Here is a 23,664-nt window from a genome sequence, read left to right as displayed (position 1 = left end):
AATGATTAGTCAGATTCAGCCACTTTTTGATCTTCTTCAACCGGAATCTTATCAAGTGCCTGGCTTAGATCAGCAATTAAATCGTCTGCATTTTCAACACCCACTGATACCCGAATCAGATCTGGGGTAATGCCCGCTTCTTTCAATTCCTCCTCGTTCAACTGCGCATGAGTTGTCGAAGCCGGATGGATAATTAACGACTTGGCATCCGCCACGTTAGCCAGTAATGAGAACAGTTTTAGATTTTCGATTAACTGCTTGCCGGCTTTTTCGCCACCCTTTAAGCCAAGGGTAAAGATTGAGCCAACCCCCTTTGGGAAGTACTTCTCTGCCAAAGTGTGGTACTTACTGTCTGGTAAGCCTGGATAGTTAATCCAAGCCACTTTTGGATGATTGTGCAGGAAGTTAACAATCTTCTTGGTATTCTCCACGTGTCGTTCAACCCGTAGTGATAGGGATTCAAGTCCTTGGAGCAGTAAGAAGGAATTAAATGGACTGATGGTTGCCCCGAGGTCACGTAAGGATTCTGCTCGTACCTTGGTGGTAAAGGCACCACCACCCAGATCAGCAAATACCAAACCATTATATTGAGCATTGGGTTCTGTAAAGCCTGGATAACGGCCGCTAGCCTTCCAATCAAATTTACCATTTTCGACAATCACGCCGCCCATTGTTGTGCCGTGACCCCCAATAAACTTAGTGGCTGAGTGAACGACGACATCAGCACCGTGATCCAATGGGCGAACCAGGTACGGTGTGCCAAAGGTATTATCAACGATTAAAATGATGCCGTGTTTATGGGCGATTTCAGCAACTGCTTCAAAATCAACCAAATTAATGCCAGGGTTACCAATACTTTCAAGGTAAAGTGCTTTTGTGTGCTCATTAATTGGTGCTTCAAAGTTGGCCGGATCATCCGGATCAACAAAGTGCGTTTTAATTCCCAATTTTGGCAGTGTCACGTTAAAGAGATTGAACGTCCCACCATAAAGGGTGCTGGCAGAAACAATTTCATCCCCCTTACCGGCAACGTTTAAAATAGCCGCCGTAATCGCAGCTGAACCGGTTGCCAGGGTGACGCCGGCCGTCCCGTTTTCAAGAGCGGCTACCCGCTTATCCACCACGTCGGTTGTTGGGTTGGTCAACCGGGTATAAATATTACCTGGATCAGTCAATCCAAACCGACCGGCAGCCTGTTCCGGACTATCAAACACATAAGATGTCGTCTGATAAATCGGTACAGCCCGTGAACCCGTTTCGTCAACGGTTTGCCCTGCATGAACCTGTAATGTTTCAAAATGTAACTCATTGTTTTCTTCTGTCATAATGAAATTCCTACTTTCTTATCTGCTAATAAATGTGTCCAATTTTCATAAAGTTTTTGACTGGCATCCTGCCAAGAATAGGCCACGGTGCCCGCAACCGGATCCTTAAAATAATTAACAGGAAGCTGAATTGGCAAATTCTTGGATCGGTCCCGGTAGTATTCATTAGCCAGTGTCTTTTCCCGGTATTCGGGATGCCCAGTCACATAGGTTGTTTGATAGGTGTTTGATGACAGTACGATCGGCCCGGACTGCGGGGCTGTCGCAATGACTTTTAGATCGCCAGGCAAGTGGTTTTCATCTAACACAATCTCGGTATGTCGGGATTGTGGCATCCGGAGAAGTCCCCCGGCACCAAAGCCTCGGGCCAACGGTGATTCATGATCAACTCTAACCGCCGTGAAAATCCCGAAAAGTTTACTTGGCAGTATGCGCTTTTGAATGCCGTAATCCAAGTAAAGACCGGCCTGGGCAGCCCAGCATTCATGCAGCTGCTGTTTGACGTGGGTATGGCCCCATTGGACGATTTGCTGAAGTTCATCCCAATAGTCAACTTGGTTAAACGGCAGTTTCTCCACTGGTGAACCGGTAATGATCAAGCCATCATAGTAGCGATCCGCAATTTGATTCAAACAGACATAATCGGTTTCAATTGCCTGTCGCGAGGTTCCCTTAAAATGGTGCGTATATGGATACATAAAGGTCATTTCAACATCCGAGTCCAAATGATCGAATGCGGTTAAAAATTGAAATTCAGTTTCTTTTCTGGTCGGCATTAAATTTAAAACTAAGATTGACACCGGTTGATTTAATTTTTGATTGGTCCACTGTTTTTCGGCGTGGAGAAAACCGTTGACTGCATTTACTACCATAACCATCAACTCCCAAGATTATCCAAAACAACACTCACATCTTTAAACCATCTACTGAGCCAGCCTAAGAATTGTAACCAAAAAAATTCGCCCCATAGTTGATTTCAACTACAGGACGAATTTTCGTGTTACCACCCTTGATTCGTTGCTACTTCACAATAGCAACCTCGGCAGGTACATTCGCATAAAAGTAATAAAAGATCACATATCCGGCCTCATTAAGCAATCAGGTCGTTAATCCGATCAATGTATTAGTCACACATCTGAATATACCCCGCAATATATCGGTTGCTACCGGATGCCCCAGCCGTTTAGACCGGTCATCTGACTCAGAGCTCATCTTCACGCTATTGTGAGTTGCCTCTCTCACCAAACAGGGCTCTCTGTTACACTCACTTTAACGCTACTCTTCTCGTCAACGTCTAATAAATCTTTAATAATTGTCACTAACTTTATCATCGTTAATTCAGATTGTCAATCAAATTCAGAAGTTTTTTGAAAGTTAGCGACAAAATGAACGGCGTTGATAGCGCGCTACTATTAATTTCTGTAACCTCTCATTTTACCGATAAAATGCCGCCAAGAGAGGTGGCCATCATGACCAAATTAACCCTTAAAGGCCTTAAATTGAGGCAAATCCCCAAACGTTAATAACATTTTTCTATCACTGCCACGATCACGCATCAACGACTTCCACAAATTTTGTTCCCAAAAAATCCATTTAACGCCTATAATACTGATAGACATTAATTGAGATTGAGGATTATACAAATGGAAAATTCAGTTACTGAAGACGAACTCATTTCACTTTGTGGTAAAGTGGGTAAAATCTTGCTAACCAGTGGTGCCGAAACTTCCCGGGTGGAAAGTACGGTTGAATACATTGGTCAGGCGGCCCACTACGATATCGCTTGTCATGCTACAATCACCGCACTGTTTGTCGGCACCAATAACCAATCCCGCACCCACTTGGTGAAAGTCCGATTAGGGGATTGGAATTTACAAAAGGTTGACGAAATTAATACCGTTTCCCGAAAATTTGTACGTGGCCAAATCAGCTTTAACGAGTTAAAAAAAGCTGTAGATAAAATTAATCGAAAGGTGATTGATTTCAATTGGCCGTTAAAAATTATCGGCGCCGGTTTTGTTTCGGTAGCCCCCATGTTGCTATTCAAAGCAACCTGGTTAGACTTGGGGTATGCTTTTTTTATCGGCATTTTTGGCTATTTGGCTTCGGTATTGGCCAGTCAACACATTAAGACGCCATACGTCGCAGCAGGCTGCGGTGGCTTTGTCGTCGGCTTTTTAGCAGCGTTTCTTCAATTATCGGGACTTGGCAGCAGTGCCGGCAATATGATCGTTAGTGCGTTGATGCCATTGGTGCCCGGCGTGGCGATTACCAATTCGTTTCGTGAAATTATTGATCGCAACACCATTTCTGGCGTCGTTCGAGCCGTTGACGCCGTGATCATCGCCGGCTCAATTGGTGCCGGTGTGGTCATTGGCACTTCACTGTCTCAGCTCTTATTTGGCTGGCTGGGAGGTGGGCCAATATGAGAGTCTTAATTGAATTTGTGGTGAGTTTAGCTTCAACCGTCGGCTTTGGCCTCATCACCAACATTCCCAGACGCTCACTGTTACCCGCTGGCATCACTGGTTCAGTTGCTTGGACCGTTTACTACTTGGTACTGCAAGTTGATCACGGGTTAATTTTGCCCAATTTTTTTGCGGCCATCGTTATTGGCATCTTGGGAAACATTTCAGCCGTCCTATTCAAGGTTCCCGTGAATATCATCTACGTTCCCAGCTTGGTGTCATTGGTGCCAGGGGGAATTCTATACTTAGGGATGCGTAGTTTCACTTTAGGGCGGGAATCCCAAACTACCACCTACTTATTTAACACACTGACAATTGCGATTGCCTTGGCCGTTGGCTTTGTGGTCGCAGAAGTGATCTTTTATCGAATTAAACCCTTATTAATCAAACTGATCCAAGCTCAGCAACGATCAAATTAACCTATCAGGAGGAACAACATGACTTTAGAACAGGAATTAATGCAGCGCCTCTCTCAATCCGAAGATGAAATGATTCAGATTCGGCGTCACCTTCACGAACATCCGGAAGTCTCTTTTAAAGAGAAGGAAACCCACGCCTACATCAAAAGATTCTATCAAAATCTAAACTACCCAGTCCGTGATTGCGGCGATGGGTATGGGATTCTGGTCGATATCGATAGTGGTCATCCCGGTCCAAAATTGGCTTTACGAGCCGATTTTGATGCACTGGCCATTCAAGAAGATAACAATTTGCCATTTAAATCGCAAAATCCAGGCGTGATGCATGCTTGTGGTCATGATGGTCACACTGCCTATATGATGGTGCTGGCCAAAAATCTAATTGCACTTAAAGATCAGCTTAAAGGATCTGTCCGGATCATTCACCAGCCAGCAGAAGAAGTCTATCCCGGTGGGGCCAAATCAATGATTGAAGATGGCGCCCTGGATAACGTGGACAACGTCATTGGGATTCACGTGATGTCAACCATGCCGCTTGGTGCTATCGGCTATCATCTGGGTAACAGCCAAACTGGCCGATCAAATTTTACCGTCACCTTCACGGGAAAGGGCGGTCATGCTTCCATGCCGCAACTGTCCAACGATGCAATTGTGGCTGGCAGTTATTTTGTCACAGCACTCCAAACGATTGTGTCACGTCGAATCGAACCGGCAGATCATGCCAGCATCACCGTCGGCTCCTTTGACGGGGCTGGCACCTACAACGTCATTAAGGAAGCCGTCACACTCAAGGGCGATATTCGAATTATGAAAGAAAGCACCCGAAAAGTCATTCACCAGCAAATCAAACAAATCATTAAAGGCATTGAAACAACCTTTGGTGTTAAGGCCGATTATCAACTGATTACCGACACGCCGGTCCTCTACAATGATCCGAGCTTCACCACGCAAACCGTGGATGCCATTAAATCAGCCAAGATCCCAGAAATCACCCAGGTGACCGACTTTGGTGCTCAGGATCCTTCGGAAGATTTTGCTTATTTTGCACTGAAACGGCCAAGCGTCTTTCTGTATGTCGGGTGTGATATCAACGATGGTCAAACTCATCCCCACCACAGCCCCAACTTTATGATGGACGAACGCTGCTTACTGATTGCGGCAAAGGCTGCCGGAGCGGCAACGTTGGATTATTTGTTTAGATAATAGCGGTATTGACTCAAGAAAAGCGAAAAAGTAATCCTGAACAATTTGCAAAAAGCACGTCAACGATTCCAAAAAATCGTTGACGTGCTTTGCTATCCTAAATTTAATTATTCAAACACTTACCGAATGACTCTAACCAGTCGAGAATTCCCAGAAATGTAACCATGGGCAACCCGATAACGCAAAGCACCCAAATCAGAAACGCTGTTAGCGTGTGAGTAATCAAACCCATAAACTTTAAATAATTTGTGACTGCGTTTAGAGTAATGATGATTCCGTTTGTTAAGGTTGACGTCGCTATAACGGTTAAGGGCACTCCGAGCTCGAACATACTTTGGAAAATGGTGGCGGCCCATCTTAACCAACTTTCGATTTGCTGTAATGTATCGACCATTTGGCAAAATATAACGCGTCGTTAAATGATAGTGCACAGCTTTGGCAACTTTTAGAACAGTTCCCTGTTTGTAGTGCTTCACTTCGTTGGTCAAATTAACCTTTTTATATGCGTTAACCCCGCGTGGATTAATCATGGTGACTGTTGAGTGCTTCTTCGCATAATAAACAGGGCGAACGTACTTCCAGTTGGCGGTAATATAGCCCTTCTTGTTGCGGTTCTTGGTCAGGTGGTTGACGTCACGGACTTTGTAGCGTAAGTGACCAACCGAGGAACGGGCATAGCCGGTAACAACAAACATTGGCCGATAAACTCGTGGCTTGCGTGAATACCAAGCTTTGCGAGCCTTTGTCGAGAAGTTTTTCCTGCTGTAAAGACCGATCTTCTTAAGTGAGTAAACAGCCATCCCTTTCTTGGCAACGTAATCCGGAAACGTCGGTCGTTCAGAAGGTTCACTAGGTGTTGACACACTTGAGGACGATGAAGCAACTGATGAGCTCGAACTAGAACTGGTGCTGGAACTTGAACTCGAGCTTGAACTAGATGGTGTATCAGGCGTTACCGGGTTGACTGGATTGACCGGGGTAACCGGGGTGCTGCCACCGCCACCGGAACTACTACCAGTAAACGTCAACGTCGCATTTCTTAAAATTGTATTTCCTCTGCTATACTCACCACCAGAATTTTTAGTCGCTTCAATTTCGACATTGTACGAATTACCATTCTTCTTTTCGTAAACAGACGAAGTACCACTAGTGGACGGCTCGACACTCACTATTTTGTAACTATAATTACTTCCATCTGGATCGTCATAATCCCCGGCGCTTCCAGCCTTAACAAAATCATTCTTTATGGTATTGGAATCCATTTTCAGTAAATCATTTAAAGTGCCAGGAAAGCTTTTACCTACAGCTGTTGATAGATCAACTTGATCATCTTTCGCAGTGAATAATGGTGAAAACCCATATTGTCCATTTGGAATGTAAGATAATGTATAGTCTTTTGGCTCAATTGATCCTCTATCAGTTAAACATGAGGTTCTTAAATGAATTGTATCGCTTGGACCAGTCTGCGGATCCTTTTCAGTATCAATGTAAAAAGTAATGTTAATTGTAGGTTGAGGATCTGAAGGTGAGTTGCCATTTCTTGGAGGAAGATTAGAAGAACTAAAATCAAGCGATTTCCCATCTGCGTCCTGAATCAACTGATAAGTGTAGTTCGGGTGATTACCAGATCCCATCATGTCAAATGGATAATCGTTTGGCTTATCATTCGGTGCAATTTCAACCCGTGCATTTCTACTTAATAATTCGTGTTTTTGATCATTTACTAATTCAATTTTCCAGTCTTTAACTTTAGTAGGGCGAATTTTATTATCATAGGGCAAAGAAAGTTGTGCATAGGCAACCATTGCGTTTTGACTATGCCAAAAATAAAGCTTATTGCCTGAATCATTTGCCCAAAAATTATCAGAATAGCTAGGGTTATTATCACGTGTGGAGTGTAATGCACCACCAGTATAGTGTCCAAAAATCGCAATGTCAGTATTTTGGGCAACTGGATTATTAGAAGACTTACTATTTTTAAAATAATAGTTTTGAGGGTTAGTTTTAACCATTTGACCATCAAACGAACTTGTTGCGGTCACTGCATTGTCAGTAGAAGTTGATTGGGTTCTGCCATCTAGTCCCAACACTACCCGTTTGACGGCCTTCATATCCTGAGTCGCTGTGACCGTTAAAGTATTACCCTCTTTCTTAAAATCGAATAATCCACTTAGGTCAACTGTTGGCGGTTCAACCTCTGAAGCAGTGTACCGAAAATCACTAAATTGAATCCCACTTATATCGCTGAATTGAACTTTAAATTGATCACCTTTTTTAATAAAGGGGGTATCAGTCCCATCTTTTCGATCAAAAGTAAAAGAAAAATGGAGCCAATTATTATTTTCTGTTACGGTAGGCTTATTTTTATCCGTTGATAAATTAGAATCTAAAGAGTTCTGAGAATCAGCCTGATCCAAATCCCCTGAATTTATTGTCGAGACTGGACTATTTACATCCTTGGTCGAAGCACTACTACTTTTTTGAAGAGAGCTGGCGATCTGTGAAGAAGAAGCTCCTTTGACAGAATTAGGCTGTACCATCCCCAATGAAAAACTAAACAGCATAACACCGGTTATTGCCAAGCCCGTTTGATACACGGTATGTAAACTATAATTAATCTTTTTTGAATCTTCCATTTTCTAATACCCCCATCCAAACATTGTTATATAACGTCAACCATTCTGCCTACATTGTAGCTTCACTTTCTCAGCTATTCAACGTTAAACAATAATTATTCTAAATAGTTATATTTGAGTTGTTAACAACTTATAAGCCAGCAAGTTAGTTGACACCTTCGCTATCACACCACATTTGCGGTATAGTGAAGCTGTGATAACAAAAAATTCAATTCATGATTGGAGGAATTCTTGTGAAAACCATTTTAATTCTTGGAGCAGCTGGTCAAATTTCCAGATACCTGATTGTTGAGCTACTAAAACAAACCGATTACAAATTGAAACTGTTTGCCCGTAACGCGTCCAAACGCATCAAAGTCACCGATCCGAGTCGTGAGGAAGTCATTGATGGTGATTTCAATGATAAACGTGCATTAGACACCGCATTAGATGGCGTTGATGCTGTCTATCTGGATGAAATGCGTGACTTAAAGGCCGTTGAAAACATTGTTTCTCAAATGGACGCGATTGGCGTTAAAAAAATCATTGCCGCAACTGTTCTAGGCGTTGAAGATGAAGTCAAGGGTAAGTTTGGCCAATGGAACAACGCCATGATTGCCAGCTCCATTGAACGCCGGAAGAAAACAGCTGCCGTTCTTAAGAAATCCGATTTGGACTATACTCAACTTCGTTTGGCTTGGCTTTTCGATGATGACCAAAATACCGATTATGAGTTGACGCAAAGCGGAGAACCATTTGGTGGAACCGAGGTTAGCCGTCAAGCGGTTGCCAAGTTAATCGTTAATATTCTAAAGGATGATTCAGGTAAATACGCCCGAAAGAGTTTAGGTGTTAACGAACCAAACACCAACTTTGATAAACCATCATTTTATTAAATTAGCTTGCCAATCGGCTAATTCTCACATACAATGACGTTAATCAAAAAAACGATCCGAATGAAGGCACAGCACTTTTCGCTTTCAAGTTCGGATCGTTCATTTTGTCATTTTAAGGAGGTTGCCATGATCAACGCCATCACAGTCTTTGATTTGGACGGCACCCTGTGTGATGCGGGGCCACTTCAAATTTCATCGACTACCCTTCAAGCTATCAAACAACTAAAGGCCAACCATATCCTGCCAGTGATCGCAACTGGTCGAAGTTATTACGAAATCACTGATTTATTGACTTTGTTGGATCTTCACACGTACATTTTGGCTAATGGGTGCTACATCGTTTACAAAGATCAAACCATTCAAAACTACCAATTCCCAATTGAAAAGATTCAAGCCGTCATTCAATTTGCCAGCGAGCACCATGATGATGTCGGCTTTTTTAATCAGCAGGGATTCGCCGTCAGCGGTTTGAATCCCCTAACCAGTCGACACATTGCGCGAAATCATTTATTAGATACTTTTGTTGACCCCACTTTCTTTCAACACGCACCGGTGAACTTCCTTAATTTATACATTGAGCAAGCCAAGGAAGCACTCTACCAGACTGCTTTCCACAATCAGCTGAGCATTCTTCGATACGCCCCGGATGCCGTTGACGTCATGCCGCTTGAAATCTCCAAAGCTCAAGGGATCACTAAAATTAAACGGTTAATTGGCCATCCGGAAATTGACGTTTATGCTTTTGGTGACCAAAATAACGACTTAAGCATGTTCAACCTGGCCGACTATAGTATCTCAATGAAGCAGGCTAGTCATCGGCTTAAGCAACGGGCCAGTTACGTTGCCAAAAGTGATCATGGTGTTTTAGAGGGTTTGCGCCACTATCACTTAATTTGAATTTGATCACCGAGAATTTAATCGGTGGTCTTTTTTGATTGGCCGCGTCGTAATCCAACCAATAGCATTAAAATCGCCAAGAGTTCAAGAATTACCAACAACAGAAAGTCATGTTGGGCACCCACAGCCGTTGAATGAACTTCGTTTGTCGCTACCTGAGCCAATGACATGATTAGTGAAATGATGGCTGTTCCCAGCGCGCCAGAAAATTGTTGCAGCGTATTAAAGACTGCATTTCCATCAATACTTTGAGCTTTAGAAATTTGTGCCAAGCCGTTTGTCATGATATTGCCCATCGCAAATCCGGTCCCAAGCATCACAAATACATAGCCGGTCAACACAATCCAAGTATTCGCCGTTAAAGCTGTTACCAAAAGTAAAACGACCCCGATCAATTGAATCGTCAATCCCAGCTTAATTGGTTTGCTTGGACCTAATGCATCGTAAAGTTTACCACTAACCGGCGCCAAAGCGGCCCCAATAGCGGCTCCCGGTAATAATAGTATCCCAGCTTCAAGCGAACTTACCCGGTTGACCAATTGCAAGTAATTTGGCAACACAAAGGCGGCCCCAACATTAATGATTTGCATAATCAAAAAGCCGGTTAGGTGAAGCGTAAACGGTTGGCTTTTAAACACACCCAGATTAACGAGTGCATTTGACGTGTGCTTTGTCCGAAAAATAAACAAAATGAGACCGGCCACGCCAATCACACCATAAGCCAAAGCCATTGTTATCGAACTTGCTAATTGGTTAAAAGCCAAAATAGCGCCGGCAAAGAAGATTGCAATTAAAAGCCATGACGAAAAATCAAGCTTGACATGCTTAGGCTGAGTGACTTGAGTAATCGACCCAATGCCCAAAATCAATGAAATTACAATCAATACTAATAAGATTCGAAAAATATAGTGCCAATCCAAACCAACCAGCAAGCCACCATAAGTTGGCCCAATCGCCGGCGCAATTGCTGTCACCAGTGTTCCAATGCCCATTAGAAAACCAAGTTTATCAAGTGGCGCCTGCTCCAAAATGATGTTAAACATCAAGGGGAGTGCCACCCCGGTGCCGGCTCCCTGAATCAACCGACCAACCAATAAAATTGTAAAATTATTGGTAAAGCTACAAATCAACAGACCAATTAAAAAAGTAAGATTAGCTGTTAAAAAGAGTTGTTTAGTGGTAAATCGCCGTTTTAAAAAGCCGGAAATCGGGACAAAAATTGAGACGATTAACAAATACCCTGTTGTCAACCACTGGATAGTCGCCGTATTAACGCCAAACTGTTTCATCAACGTCGGAAAAGTGACGTTCATGGCAGTTTCAATCAAGACCCCACAGAAAGCCATCAGGCCAGTGGCCACAATCGATAAGTATAATTTTAGGGAGACGCTTCTAGTCATTTAAAAACTCCTTTCATTTACAGTTCGATATAGAACTATATGCGTTTTTAAGGATAATGTCAACTAACAAATCCCATCAATCGGTTTTATTTTTAGTCATCTCGCTTCTTAATAAAGGGTTATTATTTTCAATTTACAACCAGCCAAAAATCAGTTAAACTTTAATAAAATCCATTTAATTCGAATTGGAACAATCGAGGTAACCCTATGTCTGAACAAATCGGCATTTTAATTAAAAATCTGGACAACGATCTTCAGCGTTATTCAAGTCGGCAAGCCAAGCAGCTTGGCATCACCCAGGTTCAAATGAGTATCATTGATTTTTTATATCGCAACGAAGCTACACGCGATCTCTACCAAACTGACGTCGAGCATGAATTTAACATCCAAAAATCTTCGGCAACTGCTCTATTACAACTAATGGAAAAGAAATCGTTGATTGTGCGAGCCCCTTCCAAAAAGGATAGTCGATTCAAAATAATTGTTCTAACAGCTAAGGCTCGTCAATACGCCACTCAAATTCGGCAATTTTATGATCAAAACGATGAAGCTTTAAAGCAATTGCTTGGCAAAGATGCCGACTTATTTGTTAGCCAACTCCAAAAGCTGCACAACCATATGACCAATCAACTAAAATAAGCCTCCTTACCAAGTGTTTCACTACTTGGCAGGAAGGCTTTTTTAAACAACGAATCGAACGGCCATTATAACCAGCAAAATTCCCATGACCGGGCGAAGAATCAGTGTAACCTTACGCGGATCAAATTTCGCCAGAATGCGTGGCATAATTGCTGCCCCAACAAGCGAACCGACCATTAGTAACAAGCCCACCTGCCAATCAATGTTTCCCTGCGTAAAGTGAAACCCCAAGCCAACAATCGATAGCGCAATCAGCGCATACGACGAAGTGGCAGCGGCTTGCGGCATATTCAGCCCAAGCAGTAATAGGCCGGCCATAACCGGTCCACCACCACTTAAGCCGGCAACCCCAACCATCAACCCACTGAGTGCGCCAAATAAATAAACGGTCCAAGGCTTTAAGTTAGTCTTGCGCCGATTACCAAATGATTTTCGAATTGTTTGAACGCCCAAAACAAATAGGATTATCGCAATCACCCAGTTATAAACAAGCACCGGAATCAGCCCTGAAACTAAACTGCCAATCACGGTAGCTGGTAACGCCGTGATCAATAGCTTGTTGCCATAGCTGAATTTCATATTGCCGGTTCGATAATGGCTATAAGTGCCAACCGCCAACGCTGGTAAGGCGGTAAATAATGAGGTTGCCGCAGCGCCGGCTGGGGAAAGGTGGGCAATCCCAACTAAAACCCCTAAATAAAAGGAACCACCACCACCACCCATACTGATAATGAATGCTCCAATCAGAAAACCGAGAAAAATCAATAAAACCGCCAAGCAGACCACCTCCAAATAGTTAGAAAGTTAATAGAATCGATCTCGAGCATTAACGCCAGCCTTCTTTTAAGTAATATTTCAAAATTAATTCACATGTGTATGCAAGTGAATCAGTCACATATTATATCCAATAGAATTAATTCTATCACAAGCCGATCCACTCAAAAGGGGTCATATTATTTTCCCGGTAATCGTCGAAAAAATAACATGACCCTTTAGTTTAATTGTTGATTTCAGCTAACGTGCAGTCAGTCGATGCGCTTTCAACCACTCTGCAAGTGCCAGCATTACTTCTTCAGTATCGTCACCGTTTGTAACACTCAAAATCAACTTCTCACCTTCATCAGCCGTGAAATCCAGTGTTTCACCGTTAACCATTAAAAATGCCAGCCCCGACAAAAGCGCTGTTCGTTTATTACCATCAACAAAAAGATGTTTTTTGGTTATCTTTTGGATAATATAGGCTGCCTTAATCCAGACATTAGGATACAATTCACGGCCAAAAATAACTTGTTTTGGTTGCTCAACAACCAGATTCAACCCTTGTGGATATTGAACTCCGGTTAGTTGATGACGAGATCGTGTCAATACCATTTGGTGAATTGCAATAATATCTTCTTTGGACAAATAGTTCATAGGTTTTCTAACCGTTTCATCAAATCTTCATGCTGATCATACAATTTGCTGGCCGCTTTTAAAACATCAGGGTGGCTTTGTTCAACTTTGCGAAAGGTAATTTGTCTGCCATCAGGAGAAACAATTTTTTCAAATTTGGTGGTTTCATCCGCTTTTAGAAATTCTCGATCTTTTTTTGAAACCCGAAATGCATATGAATGACCATTTTTAAACATTGAGACTTCCTGCTTTAAATCTTCAGGATTAATCATGATTCATCCCTCCCCGCGTATGTACATTTTAGCATATGGTACATACATTATTCAAACTAAAGCCAACTAAGAAATTATTAGGATTTTTATTTCTAGAGCTTCAAAAAGGCCATGTTATTTCTCCCAATAATCGGAAAAATAACATGGCCTTTTTAAATGGTTTAAACCAACCGGTTAAAAGCGGGTTTAGATTTTACCAACTAATTGGGTCCCTGGCTTCAACGTCTTTTCACCTGGTTTCCAGTTGGCTGGGCAAACGCGATCGCCGTGTTCAGCGACAAATTGAGCGGCTTCCAATGTCCGCAGAACTTCCTGAGCATTTCGGCCGATGCCCATATCGTTAATGGTGTAAGAACGAACTTTACCTTCAGGGTCAATGATAAAGACACCCCGATAAGCTTGACCGGCTTCCTCATCCAACACACCAAAGAAGCGAGCCAACTTGCCGGCTGGGTCAGCAACCATTGGATATTCCACCTTACCGACTTCATCACTCTTTTCGTGCCATGCTTGGTGGACAAATTCAGTATCTTCGGAAACTGAATAAATTTCTGCACCGGCTTGTTTGAAAGCGTCGTAATTGTCGGCTAAATCACCAAGTTCAGTTGGGCAGACAAATGAGAAATCAGCCGGGTAGAAGAAGACAATTGACCAGTGACCTAACAGATCCTGCTTGGTAATAGATTTAACATCCCCGTCCTGATAAGCATTTACCTTAAAATCTTCAATTTCTTTACCGATAAAGTTCATTCAAAATCCCTCCAAATATTTTTAATCTAGTTCTATTCTAAACTAATTTTGAAGAGTATACAATAACGATTCTAAAATAATATTAATTACAATTACCCCGCTTAACTAATTTCGCTGAATCTGTTTCACTAATTCTGCAGTCTTCTGCATTGTTAGCCATTTAGTGCAGAGTGTCAACTGTGTGATAATCTCAGCTACTATTGATTCAACTCTAGTGAATAATGGTTTACAAACACTGATTTTCACGATAAAGTGGGTTTAAACCAACATTCAGGTTTGATTGATTTTTAACTTCAGTCATTATTACACAGAAGGGACATTCTATGAAAAGGCTACTTCTAGTTGCATTAATCTTCGGATCATTAATCGGAATTGCCAACTATTCATTAATGGCGAGTGCCGACTCTCATTCAAAATCACCCAGTTCAGGGCTAATTGATAAATACGATGGCACCGTCAGAAATAAGTTTTATCAAGTCAAAAAACAATTTAAAGGTAATTTGAAGTTTTACGACCAGCAAAATAACACATCAATTATTGAAAAGAAACTGGTCCTGCCAAAGGGCACCGTGATTGTCAGCCATGGTAAAGATTATTATCAGCACTACGTTGTCGATAATCCATTTGACGCCACAACACTTCGAAACAAGTTACATAATGGCTTATTTGAAAATCGGCAAGGCCATTTTAACGGTCAGGTGCCGGCTTCTAAAGTGAAATTAATGACTCACGCTTCCCAGTCTCAGTCGTCAACAGCCAACCAGCCATTGGCAGACTCACAATTGCCGACCACTCAATCAAAAACGGCCACTTCAAAGTAACAGTATTAAAAAATTGATGAATTGACAATTAAACTAAAGTCCCCAACCGGTTAACTTCGAATTAATCAGTTGGGGACTTTAGTTTAATGGACGATCTATGTTAAACACGAACTCGGTGGGGACTTTCTTTCCCGGAAATTTCCATCAATGTATCATCTAATGATTGTTTGACCATGTTCTTAACCGCATGATCGGTATAAAATGCGACGTGCGGCGTTAAGAAAACGTTCTCCATGTTCATTAATTTAGTATAAACCGGTAGTGGAATCTTATCTTGGCCAACAAAGGATTGGTTAAAGATCTTCGTTTCATCCTGTATCACATCGATGCCGGCACCCGCAATCTGGCCAGTTTCCAAGGCCGTTACCAGCGCATCGGTGTCAACAATCGGCCCGCGTGAACAGTTAATAAACAGAGCCGTCTTCTTCATTTTCTCAAATTGGGGTTGCCCAATCATGTGATAATTTTGGTCACTCATGTAGGTATGCATGGTAATTAAATCGGCATGTTGATAAATGTCTTCTTTAGTCGTGTATTCAACTAAATCACGAAACTCATCGTTTTCTTTAATGTCGTTGCCAAGAACCCGCTTTGCGCCCAATGCCTTAAAAATTTTGGCCACTGTACTGCCAATTCGACCCACGCCGATAATCCCCACAGTGAGGTTGGAAATTTCTTTTGACCGAAGTCCGTTGACGATATAATCATTTTGGCGAATTCGTTTTTGAAATTGCGGAATGTGGCGAATCAAATTCATCGCATGGGTTAAGGTCATTTCAGCTACGGCTCTTGGTGAATAAGACGGGACGTTGGTAATGGTTAACCCATTTTCTTTAGCTGCTTTTAAGTTGCACGAATCCACCCCGGCCGATCGAAGTGCTAACTGATGAATCCCATATTCCCGCAGTGTTTCATATAATTTTGAGTCATCGGAAAGCTTGCTGCGCTGCCGATAATCAATCCCGTCGTAACCCTTTGCCAACTGCACCGTATCATCGTGCAACTCAATGGCATTAAAATCAACTTGAACGTCGGGATGCTCCTTTGCCCATTCGAGGACAAATTCTCGTTCATATTCCAAAATGTTGTACGCCAAAATCTTTTTCAAGAAGCCCACCACCTATGTGTTATTTCTGTTAACTGGTTTTAAACCTGTGCAGAATCGCACAAGTAAAATGAAAATTTGATTAAATGATACTGAAAGCGTACCGCATAGAAAGAAAAAAGTCAAAGTGCCTCGCACCAACGTGAGACACTCCATCATTAAAATCGCAAAAAACGGCTGCGACATTCCATCCGGAACATCACAGCCGTTTTGTCATTTAATTAAATTATTCGCCATCCGCCTGGTAAACGTATTGCCGGGTCATTGGCAATCCAGTTCCACTTGGGGCCTTGGTTAAGAGATACTGCATAACATCAATGTTACCAGCCTCAAATGAAGCAGCCGCTCCTTGAAGATATAGCGACCACATTCTGGCAAACGGTTTGCCATACATCTTTTCAGCCTGATCGATTACCTTAGTGTAGTTGGCATACCACATTTCAAGTGTTCGTTGATAGTGTCGACGTAAGGGCTCCAGATCAGTTAACTGAAGACCGGCATTCATGATATGAGTCAGATTTTCAGCAACGTTTGGAATATAACCACCTGGGAAAATGTACTTATTCAAAAATGGATCAACCCCAGCACCTTCATGTTGCCCGGTAATACCGTGAATCAATGCTCGGCCGTCAGGTACTAAGAACTTCTGAACATCTTGGAAATAAAGGCCAAGATTTTCTTTACCAACGTGCTCAAACATCCCGACAGATGTCACATAATCAAACTGATCCTTGACTTCACGATAGTCCGTTAACAAGACGTTGACTTTGTCTTCCAGGCCACGTTTTTTTATCTGTTGTTGCGTGTAATTGTATTGCTCTTTACTTAGAGTAATGCCAGTCGCGTTCAAGCCAAATTCTTCGGCCGCCATGAAAATCAGCGTGCCCCAACCACTACCAATATCAAGTAGTCGTTTGCCCGGCATCGGCTTTAATTTATGCAAAATATGGCGAACTTTGTTTACTTGAGCCTGCTCCAAAGTATCGTCATCGTGCTCGAAATAAGCGCATGAATAGGTCATCGTTTTATCAAGCCACAACCGGTAGAAGTCATTACCGATATCGTAGTGACTTTGCACATCTTTCTTACTCTCTTTTTCAGAGTGGGAAATCTTTGGCAGGTGTTTCAAAAACGGGTTGTTCGTTAAAAAGCTGCCGCCCTTTCGATAAGCGGAGGCAATTAATTCTTGAATGCTTCCCGTAATTTCAATCTCACCGTTCATGTAGGCTTCCCCCAAAACCAACGTTGGTTGAGAAGTCATTTCCTTCAACGGAATGTCTTTTTTGATTTCAATCTTAATTTGCGGATTGTCGCCGCCATAAGTTTCAGTCTTGCCATTCCAATAAGTTACCGAAACCGGAATGTCAAAGGCGTGGCTTAGCAATTCTTTATAAACAGTTTTTTCCAGCATTAGAGTCCTCCAACAATTTTATAAATAAATATAGTATCAGTTTAACGCTTTTACCCGGGTAAAAATCAAGTGTTAATTTTAAAAATCTAATGAATCCCATAAACCATCCGTCGAATTCATTCTGGCCCAGCAGACCATTGTCACCTAAACTTCGGCTTGATTATCCCGCTGCTTAGGGAATAATTTTAAATCCGTGTGATCACTCCGGACAATTGCATAAAGTGAATGATCCGGATCACCGACCAGTGAGCCTAAATTAATCGCTGGGCAACCTTCAAGGGTTTCGATACCTTCATACCGATCAAAAATCACCCGCTTCAAAGTCCGCATAATTTGATTTTTAGACTCCGCTTTTTCCGCCGCCACAGCTAGTGTATACCCTTGATCCAAATACATTTTCATTTGATAAACCTTCATCAGGGTACTATAAGTAAATTTTCGATTCTGCCCCTTTCCTTGAGCACTCTTGATATAGCCCTTGCGCTCCCAATAACGTAACTTGGTTTGGGAGATTCCGGTGGCACTTTCGACATCACCAATTCCCAAATGCCAGTCGGTCTTTTCAAGAATTTTAGCCAGCTTTTTTTGAAATTCTTTATCCACTTCTATTCCTCGTTTCACAAAAATTGCTTTTGTAATGGTTTCCAATGTTGATAAATCAACATTTTATTTGTAAGACAATTTAATATCGTAATCATATTTCCTGACATTCAGTATATATTTTTAAATAACTTTGTCAAGATAGTTGACAATTAGAGTAAATGCTCTTATATTATTCAAGTATCGTTTTTCAGATGAAAACAATTTTTTAGAGAAAAGAAGGTAATAGATTTTGGCTAAATCGGTCGATATTAACGGGAAAGCCTATAATCGCGGCTTGATGATTGTGTTGCTGCTGATTGGAACTTTCTGTACGGTTTTAAATCAGACAATTCTGTCAACCGCCTTTCCCACTATCATGAAGGCATTTGATGTTTCAACGTCAACCGTTCAATGGCTGACAACCGGGTTCCTACTGGTTAACGGGATCATGATCCCAATCAGTGCCTGGTTGAGTACCCGGTTCAATTCAAAGCCCCTTTACATGACGGCAATGGTCGTTTTCTTCATTGGGACCGTTGTATGTTATACGGCGCCTAACTTTAGTTTCCTATTGGGTGGCCGTCTCATTCAGGCATTAGGAGTCGGTGTTACCATGCCACTGCTTCAGACCATTATGCTGTCAATTTTTCCGCCTGATAAGCGGGGAACCGCCATGGGCCTTGCCGGAATCGTTATTGGCCTGGCACCTGCCATTGGCCCAACGCTTTCCGGATGGGTGATTGATAATGCAACGTGGCGAGATTTGTTTGGCATGATCTTACCATTATTGCTGATCGTCATTCTTGGCAGTTTCTGGTTTGTTAAAAACGTTCTGCCAACCAAGAAGACCGGCATCGATATCTTTTCGGTTGTCACTTCCACCATTGGATTTGGTAGCCTGCTCTACGGCTTCTCGTCCGTTGGTGATGACGGTTGGGGCAGCACCAAGGTGATCTCAACGTTGATTATTGGTGCGATCTTCATCGCTATCTTTATCTGGCGACAACTTAAAATGGACAAGCCGTTCTTGGAATTTCGGGTTTATAAATCAACTCCGTTCCTAGTCTCCGCTATTCTGAGTTCTGTCACAATGATGGCCATGGTCGGAGTCGAAATGGTGATCCCGCTGTATCTTCAGATTGTTAAAGGAATGTCCGCTTTTGAATCCGGCCTAACCTTGCTGGCCGGTGCTTTAATGATGGGAATTATGAGTCCAATTACCGGTCGGGCCGTTGACCGGTATGGTGCCCGTCACCTGTCAATTATCGGGATGGCACTTTTAACATTGGGATCCATTCCATTTATCTTTATTACAAAAGATACGCCCACTACTTATATTGTGGTCTTCTATGCAATCCGAATGTTTGGAATTTCAATGGCCATGATGCCGTCAACGACGGTTGGAATGAACTCCTTGCCAATGAACTTATTAAGTCACGGAACTGCGGTTAATAACACGCAGCGTCAGGTTGCCAGTTCAGTTGGAACGGCTATTCTAATTAGTATCCTAACAAACGTTACTAACAGCGAAAAGCCGGCACATCATTTAGTGACAACCAACCCGTTGAAATATAAAGACGACTTCTTTAATGCAACTTTGGGTGGTTATCACGCTGCCTTTATCGTCGCCGTCGTCTTCTGTTTGATGGCGTTGGTTACTGCCTTCTTTATGAAGAATCGAACGTCATCAGCTGACTACACAGCCAAAAACGGAGGTGACAAATAATGATCCTAGTCGTTTTAGGGATTTGCGCCATTCTGTCGTTCATCTGTTTTATTTATATTCAGAACAAACCACTTAGTTGGGGACTAACTATTTTGGCAATCATTGGGATGGTCATATCAACCGTCTTTATTATTAAAAATGATAAAGATCATTATGGGATGAAACAAGTAACCAAAGCAAGTTACCATCTCCTCTATTCGGCCAGTCCGTCAAAGCAAATGAAACTATTGCTTTATCAGCCAATTGGAACTGCTAACAAGCATCAAGTTTATATTTATCAAACATCTGAAAACGCAAAGAAGAAATCGCATACGACCGTCAACCACACCACTAACCAAGTCATTACGGAAAGTGGGACACCAAGAATTGAAACCCAAACCACTCGTTGGCGCTATCGTAGTGGCGCTTCTAAATTTTGGTTCGGGATTGCCGGTGAAGACGGTCAACTAGTTAAACGACATAATAAAATTTATGTCAACAAAGATTGGTTGGTTCTTTCCACTGATCAAGCCAAAGCACTTCAAAAGAAACTCAAGAGCAAGTCTTACCAAGCGCAATTAAAGGCTCAGGGAAAAGCTTTTGTCACCAAGCAAGTGATGGCGGCCATGAAGAAGAACCCAAAGATGTCTAAAGCACAGCAAGCTAAACTTCAAAAGCAAGCAACTGCTGAATTCCAGGCACAAGCGATGCAAAAACTGATTCGCTCAATAAAAAAATAATGGTTTAGCCAAAAGAAGCTGAGACAAAGTCAATTTGTTTCAGCTTCTTTTTTGGTTCCCCTATTTTTCTTATAAAATATTCTACCAAAAAACCATTCAAGACTTTTGCTATAGTAAAATTGATTTGAAGCATCTCAAAATTAAAGTTAAAGGATGGTCAAAATTAACTATGAAATTTATTTCTTGGAACGTCAACGGGTTACGGGCAATCGTTAAAAAAGATTTTACGAAAACTTTTCAAGAACTGGCGGCCGATTTCTTCTGTATTCAAGAAACCAAGATGCAGGCCGGTCAGCTTGACTTGCAGCTGCCTGGTTACCACCAGTATTTTGATTACGCTGAAAGAAAGGGGTATGCCGGCACCGCAATTTTTACCAAGCACGAACCACTTAGTGTCCAATACGGGATCCAGTCACCCGAGTTTGATCACGAAGGGCGCGCCATTACGTTGGAATACCCAAACTTTTACCTTGTCACCAGCTATGTGCCAAACTCCGGTGCTAAATTAAAACGACTTGACTTTCGACTAGCTTGGGACCAAGCCTTTCAACATTATCTCGCTCAATTGGATCAACAAAAACCGGTCATTCTTTGCGGTGATTTAAACGTTGCCCATCAGGAAATCGACTTAAAGAATCCCCAATCCAATCACCATAACGCCGGTTTTACCGATGAAGAACGCCAGTCATTTACCACCTTTTTAAATCAGGGATTTGTCGACACATTTAGGCACTTCTACCCTGATAAGACCGACATCTATTCCTGGTGGAGCTATCGGTTTCACGCCCGGGACCGAAATGCTGGTTGGCGGATCGATTATTTCATCACCAGCCAACGCTTAACACCCGACTTAACGGATGCCAAAATTTTAACTGACGTTTTTGGTTCCGATCATTGCCCAGTTGAGCTGCTAACCGAGCCCCTCTAACAAAAACCGGACTAACCGTGGGGCAATTTTTCTTAAGAAAGGTTGCCTCATCATCAGTCCGGTTTCACTTAAGCTGTCAAGATTGCCGTCAATTTTTGAAGGAAATATTCCAATTCATCATGTTTGCCAATGGTCACCCGAATGTGCCGTGGGTAGCCCCATGGTGTTCCGTCTCTAACAATCACCCCTGCTGCCATCAGTTTCTGAGTCAACTCAGTTGCGTTTGGCGCTCCGTCCGGCAACTTAGCAAAAACAAAGTTGGTCTCAGACTTAGCCACTTTAAAGCCCAAAAGTTCCAACGATTCGGTTAAGCCTTCACGATCACCTTGAATTCGCGTTAACGTCCGAGCAGCCTGGTCCTGATCATATTTTAAGGAAGCAATTGCGGCGGCCAAAGCTGAGCGACTGGAATTAAACGGTTCCGTTACCGTGTCATAAGCTGCGATGGTTTGTGAATCACCCAGCAGATAACCCAACCGAGCGCCGGCCAGCCCATAAAATTTCGAGAATGTCCGTAAAACCATGAGCCGCTTATGGCCAATAAATTGCAATAAGTCCGGTAATTGACTGGGATTGGAAAAATCCGCGTAAGCTTCATCTACCACTACCCAGACATGATCCGGCAAACCGGCAATGAAGTCGGCCAACTTTGTCGGATCTGTGACCACTGATGTCGGGTTGTTCGGGTTGCAAAGCCAAATCAATTTAGTCCGATCGGTTATCTTAGCCTTAAACGCAGCCAAATCAAATTGATAGTCATCCGTTAATGGAATTTCGATGACCTTTGCGCCCATCAGCTTCGATGCTTCTCGGTATAACCGGTAAGATTGGCGCGCAATTAAAACCTCATCTCCCGCGTTCAACACCATCTTGGAAATGGTTTCGATAATGTTACCGGCGCCACTTCCCAAGCCAACATTGGCCGCTTTTAAACCAAACCGGCTGGCAATCACCTGTTTAGCTTCTAGAAAATCATCTTCCGGATACCGGTTGATGCCCGTCACACTGCGAAGAATTGCGTGGCGTGCATGATAATACGGCCCATATGGATTTTCATTAGAACCTAATTTAACCACTTTCTTCAAATGATACCGTCGGGCAACCTCAGCTTCGGTCTCACCCTGAATATACGGCGCAACGGAATTGATTTCCTTACGAAATGTCTGATCAAATTTAGCCATGATGTTCACCGTCCTTAGAGTTATTTAACTTCATCATATACCAAATTAGTGCCGGCCAGTATTAAAGAGCATCATGACTAAAAAACATTAAGGCCCGATGACTGATCAAAAAATTTTGATCGTCATCGAGCCTTTAATTTAACTTAATTTAATTATTTGGAAATTTCAACCGTCGTCATCACAACGGGAGTCTCCGGCTTGTCAGCCGCATCCCGCTTGACAAGACTGATTTCTTTAGCAACCGCCATTCCGTCAACGACTTGGCCAAACACGGTGTGGCGAAAATCCAACCACGGTGTGCCACCATCTCGATACTTTTCAATAATGGCATCCGGATAACCAGCCTGTTTCATTTGGCCAATCATGCCATCATCAACGTGTTCATTGGTCACAATAAAGAACTGACTGCCATTGGTATTGGGACCGGCATTTGCCATTGATAACGCACCGTTTAGGTTGAATAATTCGGGTGAAAATTCATCTTCAAAGCTGCCGCCAAAACTACTGTCACCACCAGCACCGGTGCCAGTTGGGTCGCCACCCTGAATCATGAAATCAGGGATCACCCGGTGAAAGGTCACCCCATCGTAATACCCTTTATTTGCCAGGGCGATGAAGTTTTCAACGGTTTTAGGCGCCTGATCGGGAAATAATTGAATGGTGATATCCCCGTGATTGGTCTTAATCGTTGCTTTGGGGCCCTTTGCATTTGCTAAATCTAATTGAGGTAATGTCATGTTAAGTTTCTGCTACTGAAAATATACCTGAATGTATACCCAGATTTTTCTTGCTTCATCCTATCCCACCTCGACATAAGCTCTCTACTATGGTTGATATGATAGTCCACAAGCGTCAATTCCCGGCTAGCCACCGGTACATACTTTGTTGCCTGTTTTAGTAGGCTAAAACAAAGTT

At 42.5% G+C, this 23,664-nt stretch carries 23 protein-coding genes; 10 read left to right on the top strand and 13 right to left on the bottom strand.

Annotation, left to right across the window (positions count from 1 at the left end):
* Nucleotides 1-5: 5 nt before the first annotated feature.
* On the bottom strand, nucleotides 6-1,325 hold the full coding sequence (locus ED605_RS10225) for an O-acetylhomoserine aminocarboxypropyltransferase/cysteine synthase family protein (protein WP_121978804.1): 1,320 nt from the start codon (nucleotides 1,323-1,325) through the stop codon (nucleotides 6-8).
* On the bottom strand, nucleotides 1,322-2,203 hold the full coding sequence (locus tag ED605_RS10220) for a homoserine O-acetyltransferase/O-succinyltransferase family protein (RefSeq protein ID WP_121978803.1): 882 nt from the start codon (nucleotides 2,201-2,203) through the stop codon (nucleotides 1,322-1,324). Before ED605_RS10220 ends, ED605_RS10225 begins: the two co-directional genes overlap by 4 nt.
* Nucleotides 2,204-2,968: 765 nt before the next feature.
* Between ED605_RS10220 and ED605_RS10215 the strand changes: the two genes are divergently transcribed.
* Genes ED605_RS10215 through ED605_RS10205 form a run of 3 tightly spaced genes read left to right on the top strand, consistent with a single transcriptional unit; the run spans nucleotide 2,969 to nucleotide 5,415 of the window.
* Nucleotides 2,969-3,754, top strand: a complete 786-nt coding sequence (locus ED605_RS10215) for a threonine/serine exporter family protein (protein WP_121978802.1) — start codon at nucleotides 2,969-2,971, stop codon at nucleotides 3,752-3,754.
* The gene (locus ED605_RS10210; RefSeq protein WP_121978801.1) at nucleotides 3,751-4,212 is read left to right on the top strand and encodes a threonine/serine exporter family protein; all 462 of its coding nucleotides are present in this window, start codon (nucleotides 3,751-3,753) and stop codon (nucleotides 4,210-4,212) included. The genes ED605_RS10215 and ED605_RS10210 overlap by 4 nt, the downstream gene beginning before the upstream one ends.
* 18 nt (nucleotides 4,213-4,230) lie before the next feature.
* A complete protein-coding gene (locus tag ED605_RS10205) occupies nucleotides 4,231-5,415 on the top strand; it encodes an amidohydrolase (RefSeq protein WP_121978800.1) in 1,185 nt (394 codons plus the stop codon).
* Between the two features lie 119 nt (nucleotides 5,416-5,534).
* Here ED605_RS10205 and ED605_RS10200 read toward each other — a convergent pair whose 3' ends face one another.
* Nucleotides 5,535-8,051: a DUF5776 domain-containing protein gene (locus tag ED605_RS10200; protein WP_121978799.1), complete on the bottom strand. Its 2,517-nt coding sequence runs from the start codon at nucleotides 8,049-8,051 to the stop codon at nucleotides 5,535-5,537.
* A gap of 233 nt (nucleotides 8,052-8,284) precedes the next feature.
* Between ED605_RS10200 and ED605_RS10195 the strand changes: the two genes are divergently transcribed.
* Entirely contained in the window at nucleotides 8,285-8,926 is a 642-nt protein-coding gene (locus ED605_RS10195) for an NAD(P)H-binding protein (RefSeq protein ID WP_191981371.1), read from the top strand.
* Between the two features lie 126 nt (nucleotides 8,927-9,052).
* Nucleotides 9,053-9,823 (top strand): Cof-type HAD-IIB family hydrolase, encoded by a 771-nt coding sequence (locus ED605_RS10190; protein ID WP_121978797.1) that lies wholly within the window; start codon nucleotides 9,053-9,055, stop codon nucleotides 9,821-9,823.
* A gap of 17 nt (nucleotides 9,824-9,840) precedes the next feature.
* On the opposite strand, the gene ED605_RS10185 is transcribed toward ED605_RS10190, so the two are convergent.
* The gene (locus ED605_RS10185; RefSeq protein ID WP_121978796.1) at nucleotides 9,841-11,223 is read right to left on the bottom strand and encodes an MFS transporter; all 1,383 of its coding nucleotides are present in this window, start codon (nucleotides 11,221-11,223) and stop codon (nucleotides 9,841-9,843) included.
* 207 nt (nucleotides 11,224-11,430) lie between these two features.
* Here ED605_RS10185 and ED605_RS10180 point away from each other — a divergent pair, with 207 nt between their 5' ends.
* Nucleotides 11,431-11,862, top strand: coding sequence for a MarR family winged helix-turn-helix transcriptional regulator (locus tag ED605_RS10180; protein WP_121978795.1), 432 nt, complete (start codon nucleotides 11,431-11,433; stop codon nucleotides 11,860-11,862).
* Nucleotides 11,863-11,904: 42 nt separating this feature from the next.
* On the opposite strand, the gene ED605_RS10175 is transcribed toward ED605_RS10180, so the two are convergent.
* The 4 genes from ED605_RS10175 to ahpC form a co-directional block, all read right to left on the bottom strand.
* Complete coding sequence (locus tag ED605_RS10175) at nucleotides 11,905-12,639, bottom strand: sulfite exporter TauE/SafE family protein (RefSeq protein WP_121978794.1); 735 nt, start codon at nucleotides 12,637-12,639, stop codon at nucleotides 11,905-11,907.
* Nucleotides 12,640-12,876: 237 nt separating this feature from the next.
* A complete protein-coding gene (locus ED605_RS10170) occupies nucleotides 12,877-13,275 on the bottom strand; it encodes a type II toxin-antitoxin system death-on-curing family toxin (RefSeq protein WP_121978793.1) in 399 nt (132 codons plus the stop codon).
* Nucleotides 13,272-13,526 (bottom strand): AbrB family transcriptional regulator, encoded by a 255-nt coding sequence (locus ED605_RS10165; RefSeq protein WP_121978792.1) that lies wholly within the window; start codon nucleotides 13,524-13,526, stop codon nucleotides 13,272-13,274. Before ED605_RS10165 ends, ED605_RS10170 begins: the two co-directional genes overlap by 4 nt.
* 186 nt (nucleotides 13,527-13,712) lie before the next feature.
* On the bottom strand, nucleotides 13,713-14,276 hold the full coding sequence (gene ahpC, locus ED605_RS10160) for an alkyl hydroperoxide reductase subunit C (RefSeq protein ID WP_121978791.1): 564 nt from the start codon (nucleotides 14,274-14,276) through the stop codon (nucleotides 13,713-13,715).
* Nucleotides 14,277-14,599: 323 nt separating this feature from the next.
* Here ahpC and ED605_RS10155 point away from each other — a divergent pair, with 323 nt between their 5' ends.
* Nucleotides 14,600-15,097, top strand: coding sequence for a hypothetical protein (locus ED605_RS10155; protein ID WP_121978790.1), 498 nt, complete (start codon nucleotides 14,600-14,602; stop codon nucleotides 15,095-15,097).
* Between the two features lie 100 nt (nucleotides 15,098-15,197).
* Here ED605_RS10155 and ED605_RS10150 read toward each other — a convergent pair whose 3' ends face one another.
* From ED605_RS10150 to ED605_RS10140, 3 genes are all read right to left on the bottom strand, one after another.
* Complete coding sequence (locus tag ED605_RS10150) at nucleotides 15,198-16,217, bottom strand: D-2-hydroxyacid dehydrogenase (RefSeq protein WP_121978789.1); 1,020 nt, start codon at nucleotides 16,215-16,217, stop codon at nucleotides 15,198-15,200.
* A 211-nt stretch (nucleotides 16,218-16,428) separates the two neighbouring features.
* A complete protein-coding gene (locus ED605_RS10145) occupies nucleotides 16,429-17,613 on the bottom strand; it encodes an SAM-dependent methyltransferase (protein WP_121978788.1) in 1,185 nt (394 codons plus the stop codon).
* 144 nt (nucleotides 17,614-17,757) lie between these two features.
* Nucleotides 17,758-18,216 (bottom strand): MerR family transcriptional regulator, encoded by a 459-nt coding sequence (locus ED605_RS10140; RefSeq protein ID WP_162919790.1) that lies wholly within the window; start codon nucleotides 18,214-18,216, stop codon nucleotides 17,758-17,760.
* Nucleotides 18,217-18,445: 229 nt separating this feature from the next.
* Between ED605_RS10140 and ED605_RS10135 the strand changes: the two genes are divergently transcribed.
* From ED605_RS10135 to ED605_RS10125, 3 genes are all read left to right on the top strand, one after another.
* Nucleotides 18,446-19,921: an MDR family MFS transporter gene (locus ED605_RS10135; protein WP_121978787.1), complete on the top strand. Its 1,476-nt coding sequence runs from the start codon at nucleotides 18,446-18,448 to the stop codon at nucleotides 19,919-19,921.
* Nucleotides 19,921-20,640 carry a DUF4811 domain-containing protein gene (locus ED605_RS10130; RefSeq protein WP_121978786.1) on the top strand — a complete coding sequence of 240 codons (720 nt, stop codon included), beginning with the start codon at nucleotides 19,921-19,923 and terminating at the stop codon, nucleotides 20,638-20,640. The genes ED605_RS10135 and ED605_RS10130 overlap by 1 nt, the downstream gene beginning before the upstream one ends.
* Nucleotides 20,641-20,809: 169 nt before the next feature.
* The gene (locus ED605_RS10125; protein ID WP_121978928.1) at nucleotides 20,810-21,568 is read left to right on the top strand and encodes an exodeoxyribonuclease III; all 759 of its coding nucleotides are present in this window, start codon (nucleotides 20,810-20,812) and stop codon (nucleotides 21,566-21,568) included.
* A 68-nt stretch (nucleotides 21,569-21,636) separates the two neighbouring features.
* Here ED605_RS10125 and hisC read toward each other — a convergent pair whose 3' ends face one another.
* The gene (gene hisC / locus ED605_RS10120; protein WP_121978785.1) at nucleotides 21,637-22,749 is read right to left on the bottom strand and encodes a histidinol-phosphate transaminase; all 1,113 of its coding nucleotides are present in this window, start codon (nucleotides 22,747-22,749) and stop codon (nucleotides 21,637-21,639) included.
* 152 nt (nucleotides 22,750-22,901) lie between these two features.
* Entirely contained in the window at nucleotides 22,902-23,486 is a 585-nt protein-coding gene (locus ED605_RS10115) for a peptidylprolyl isomerase (RefSeq protein ID WP_121978784.1), read from the bottom strand.
* Nucleotides 23,487-23,664 lie beyond the last annotated feature (178 nt).

It is taken from the genome of Lentilactobacillus raoultii (assembly GCF_900411375.1).
GTDB lineage: Bacteria > Bacillota > Bacilli > Lactobacillales > Lactobacillaceae > Lentilactobacillus > Lentilactobacillus raoultii.
Note: the sequence above shows the minus strand (reverse complement) of the source record. Positions and strands in the feature narration are given on the sequence as shown.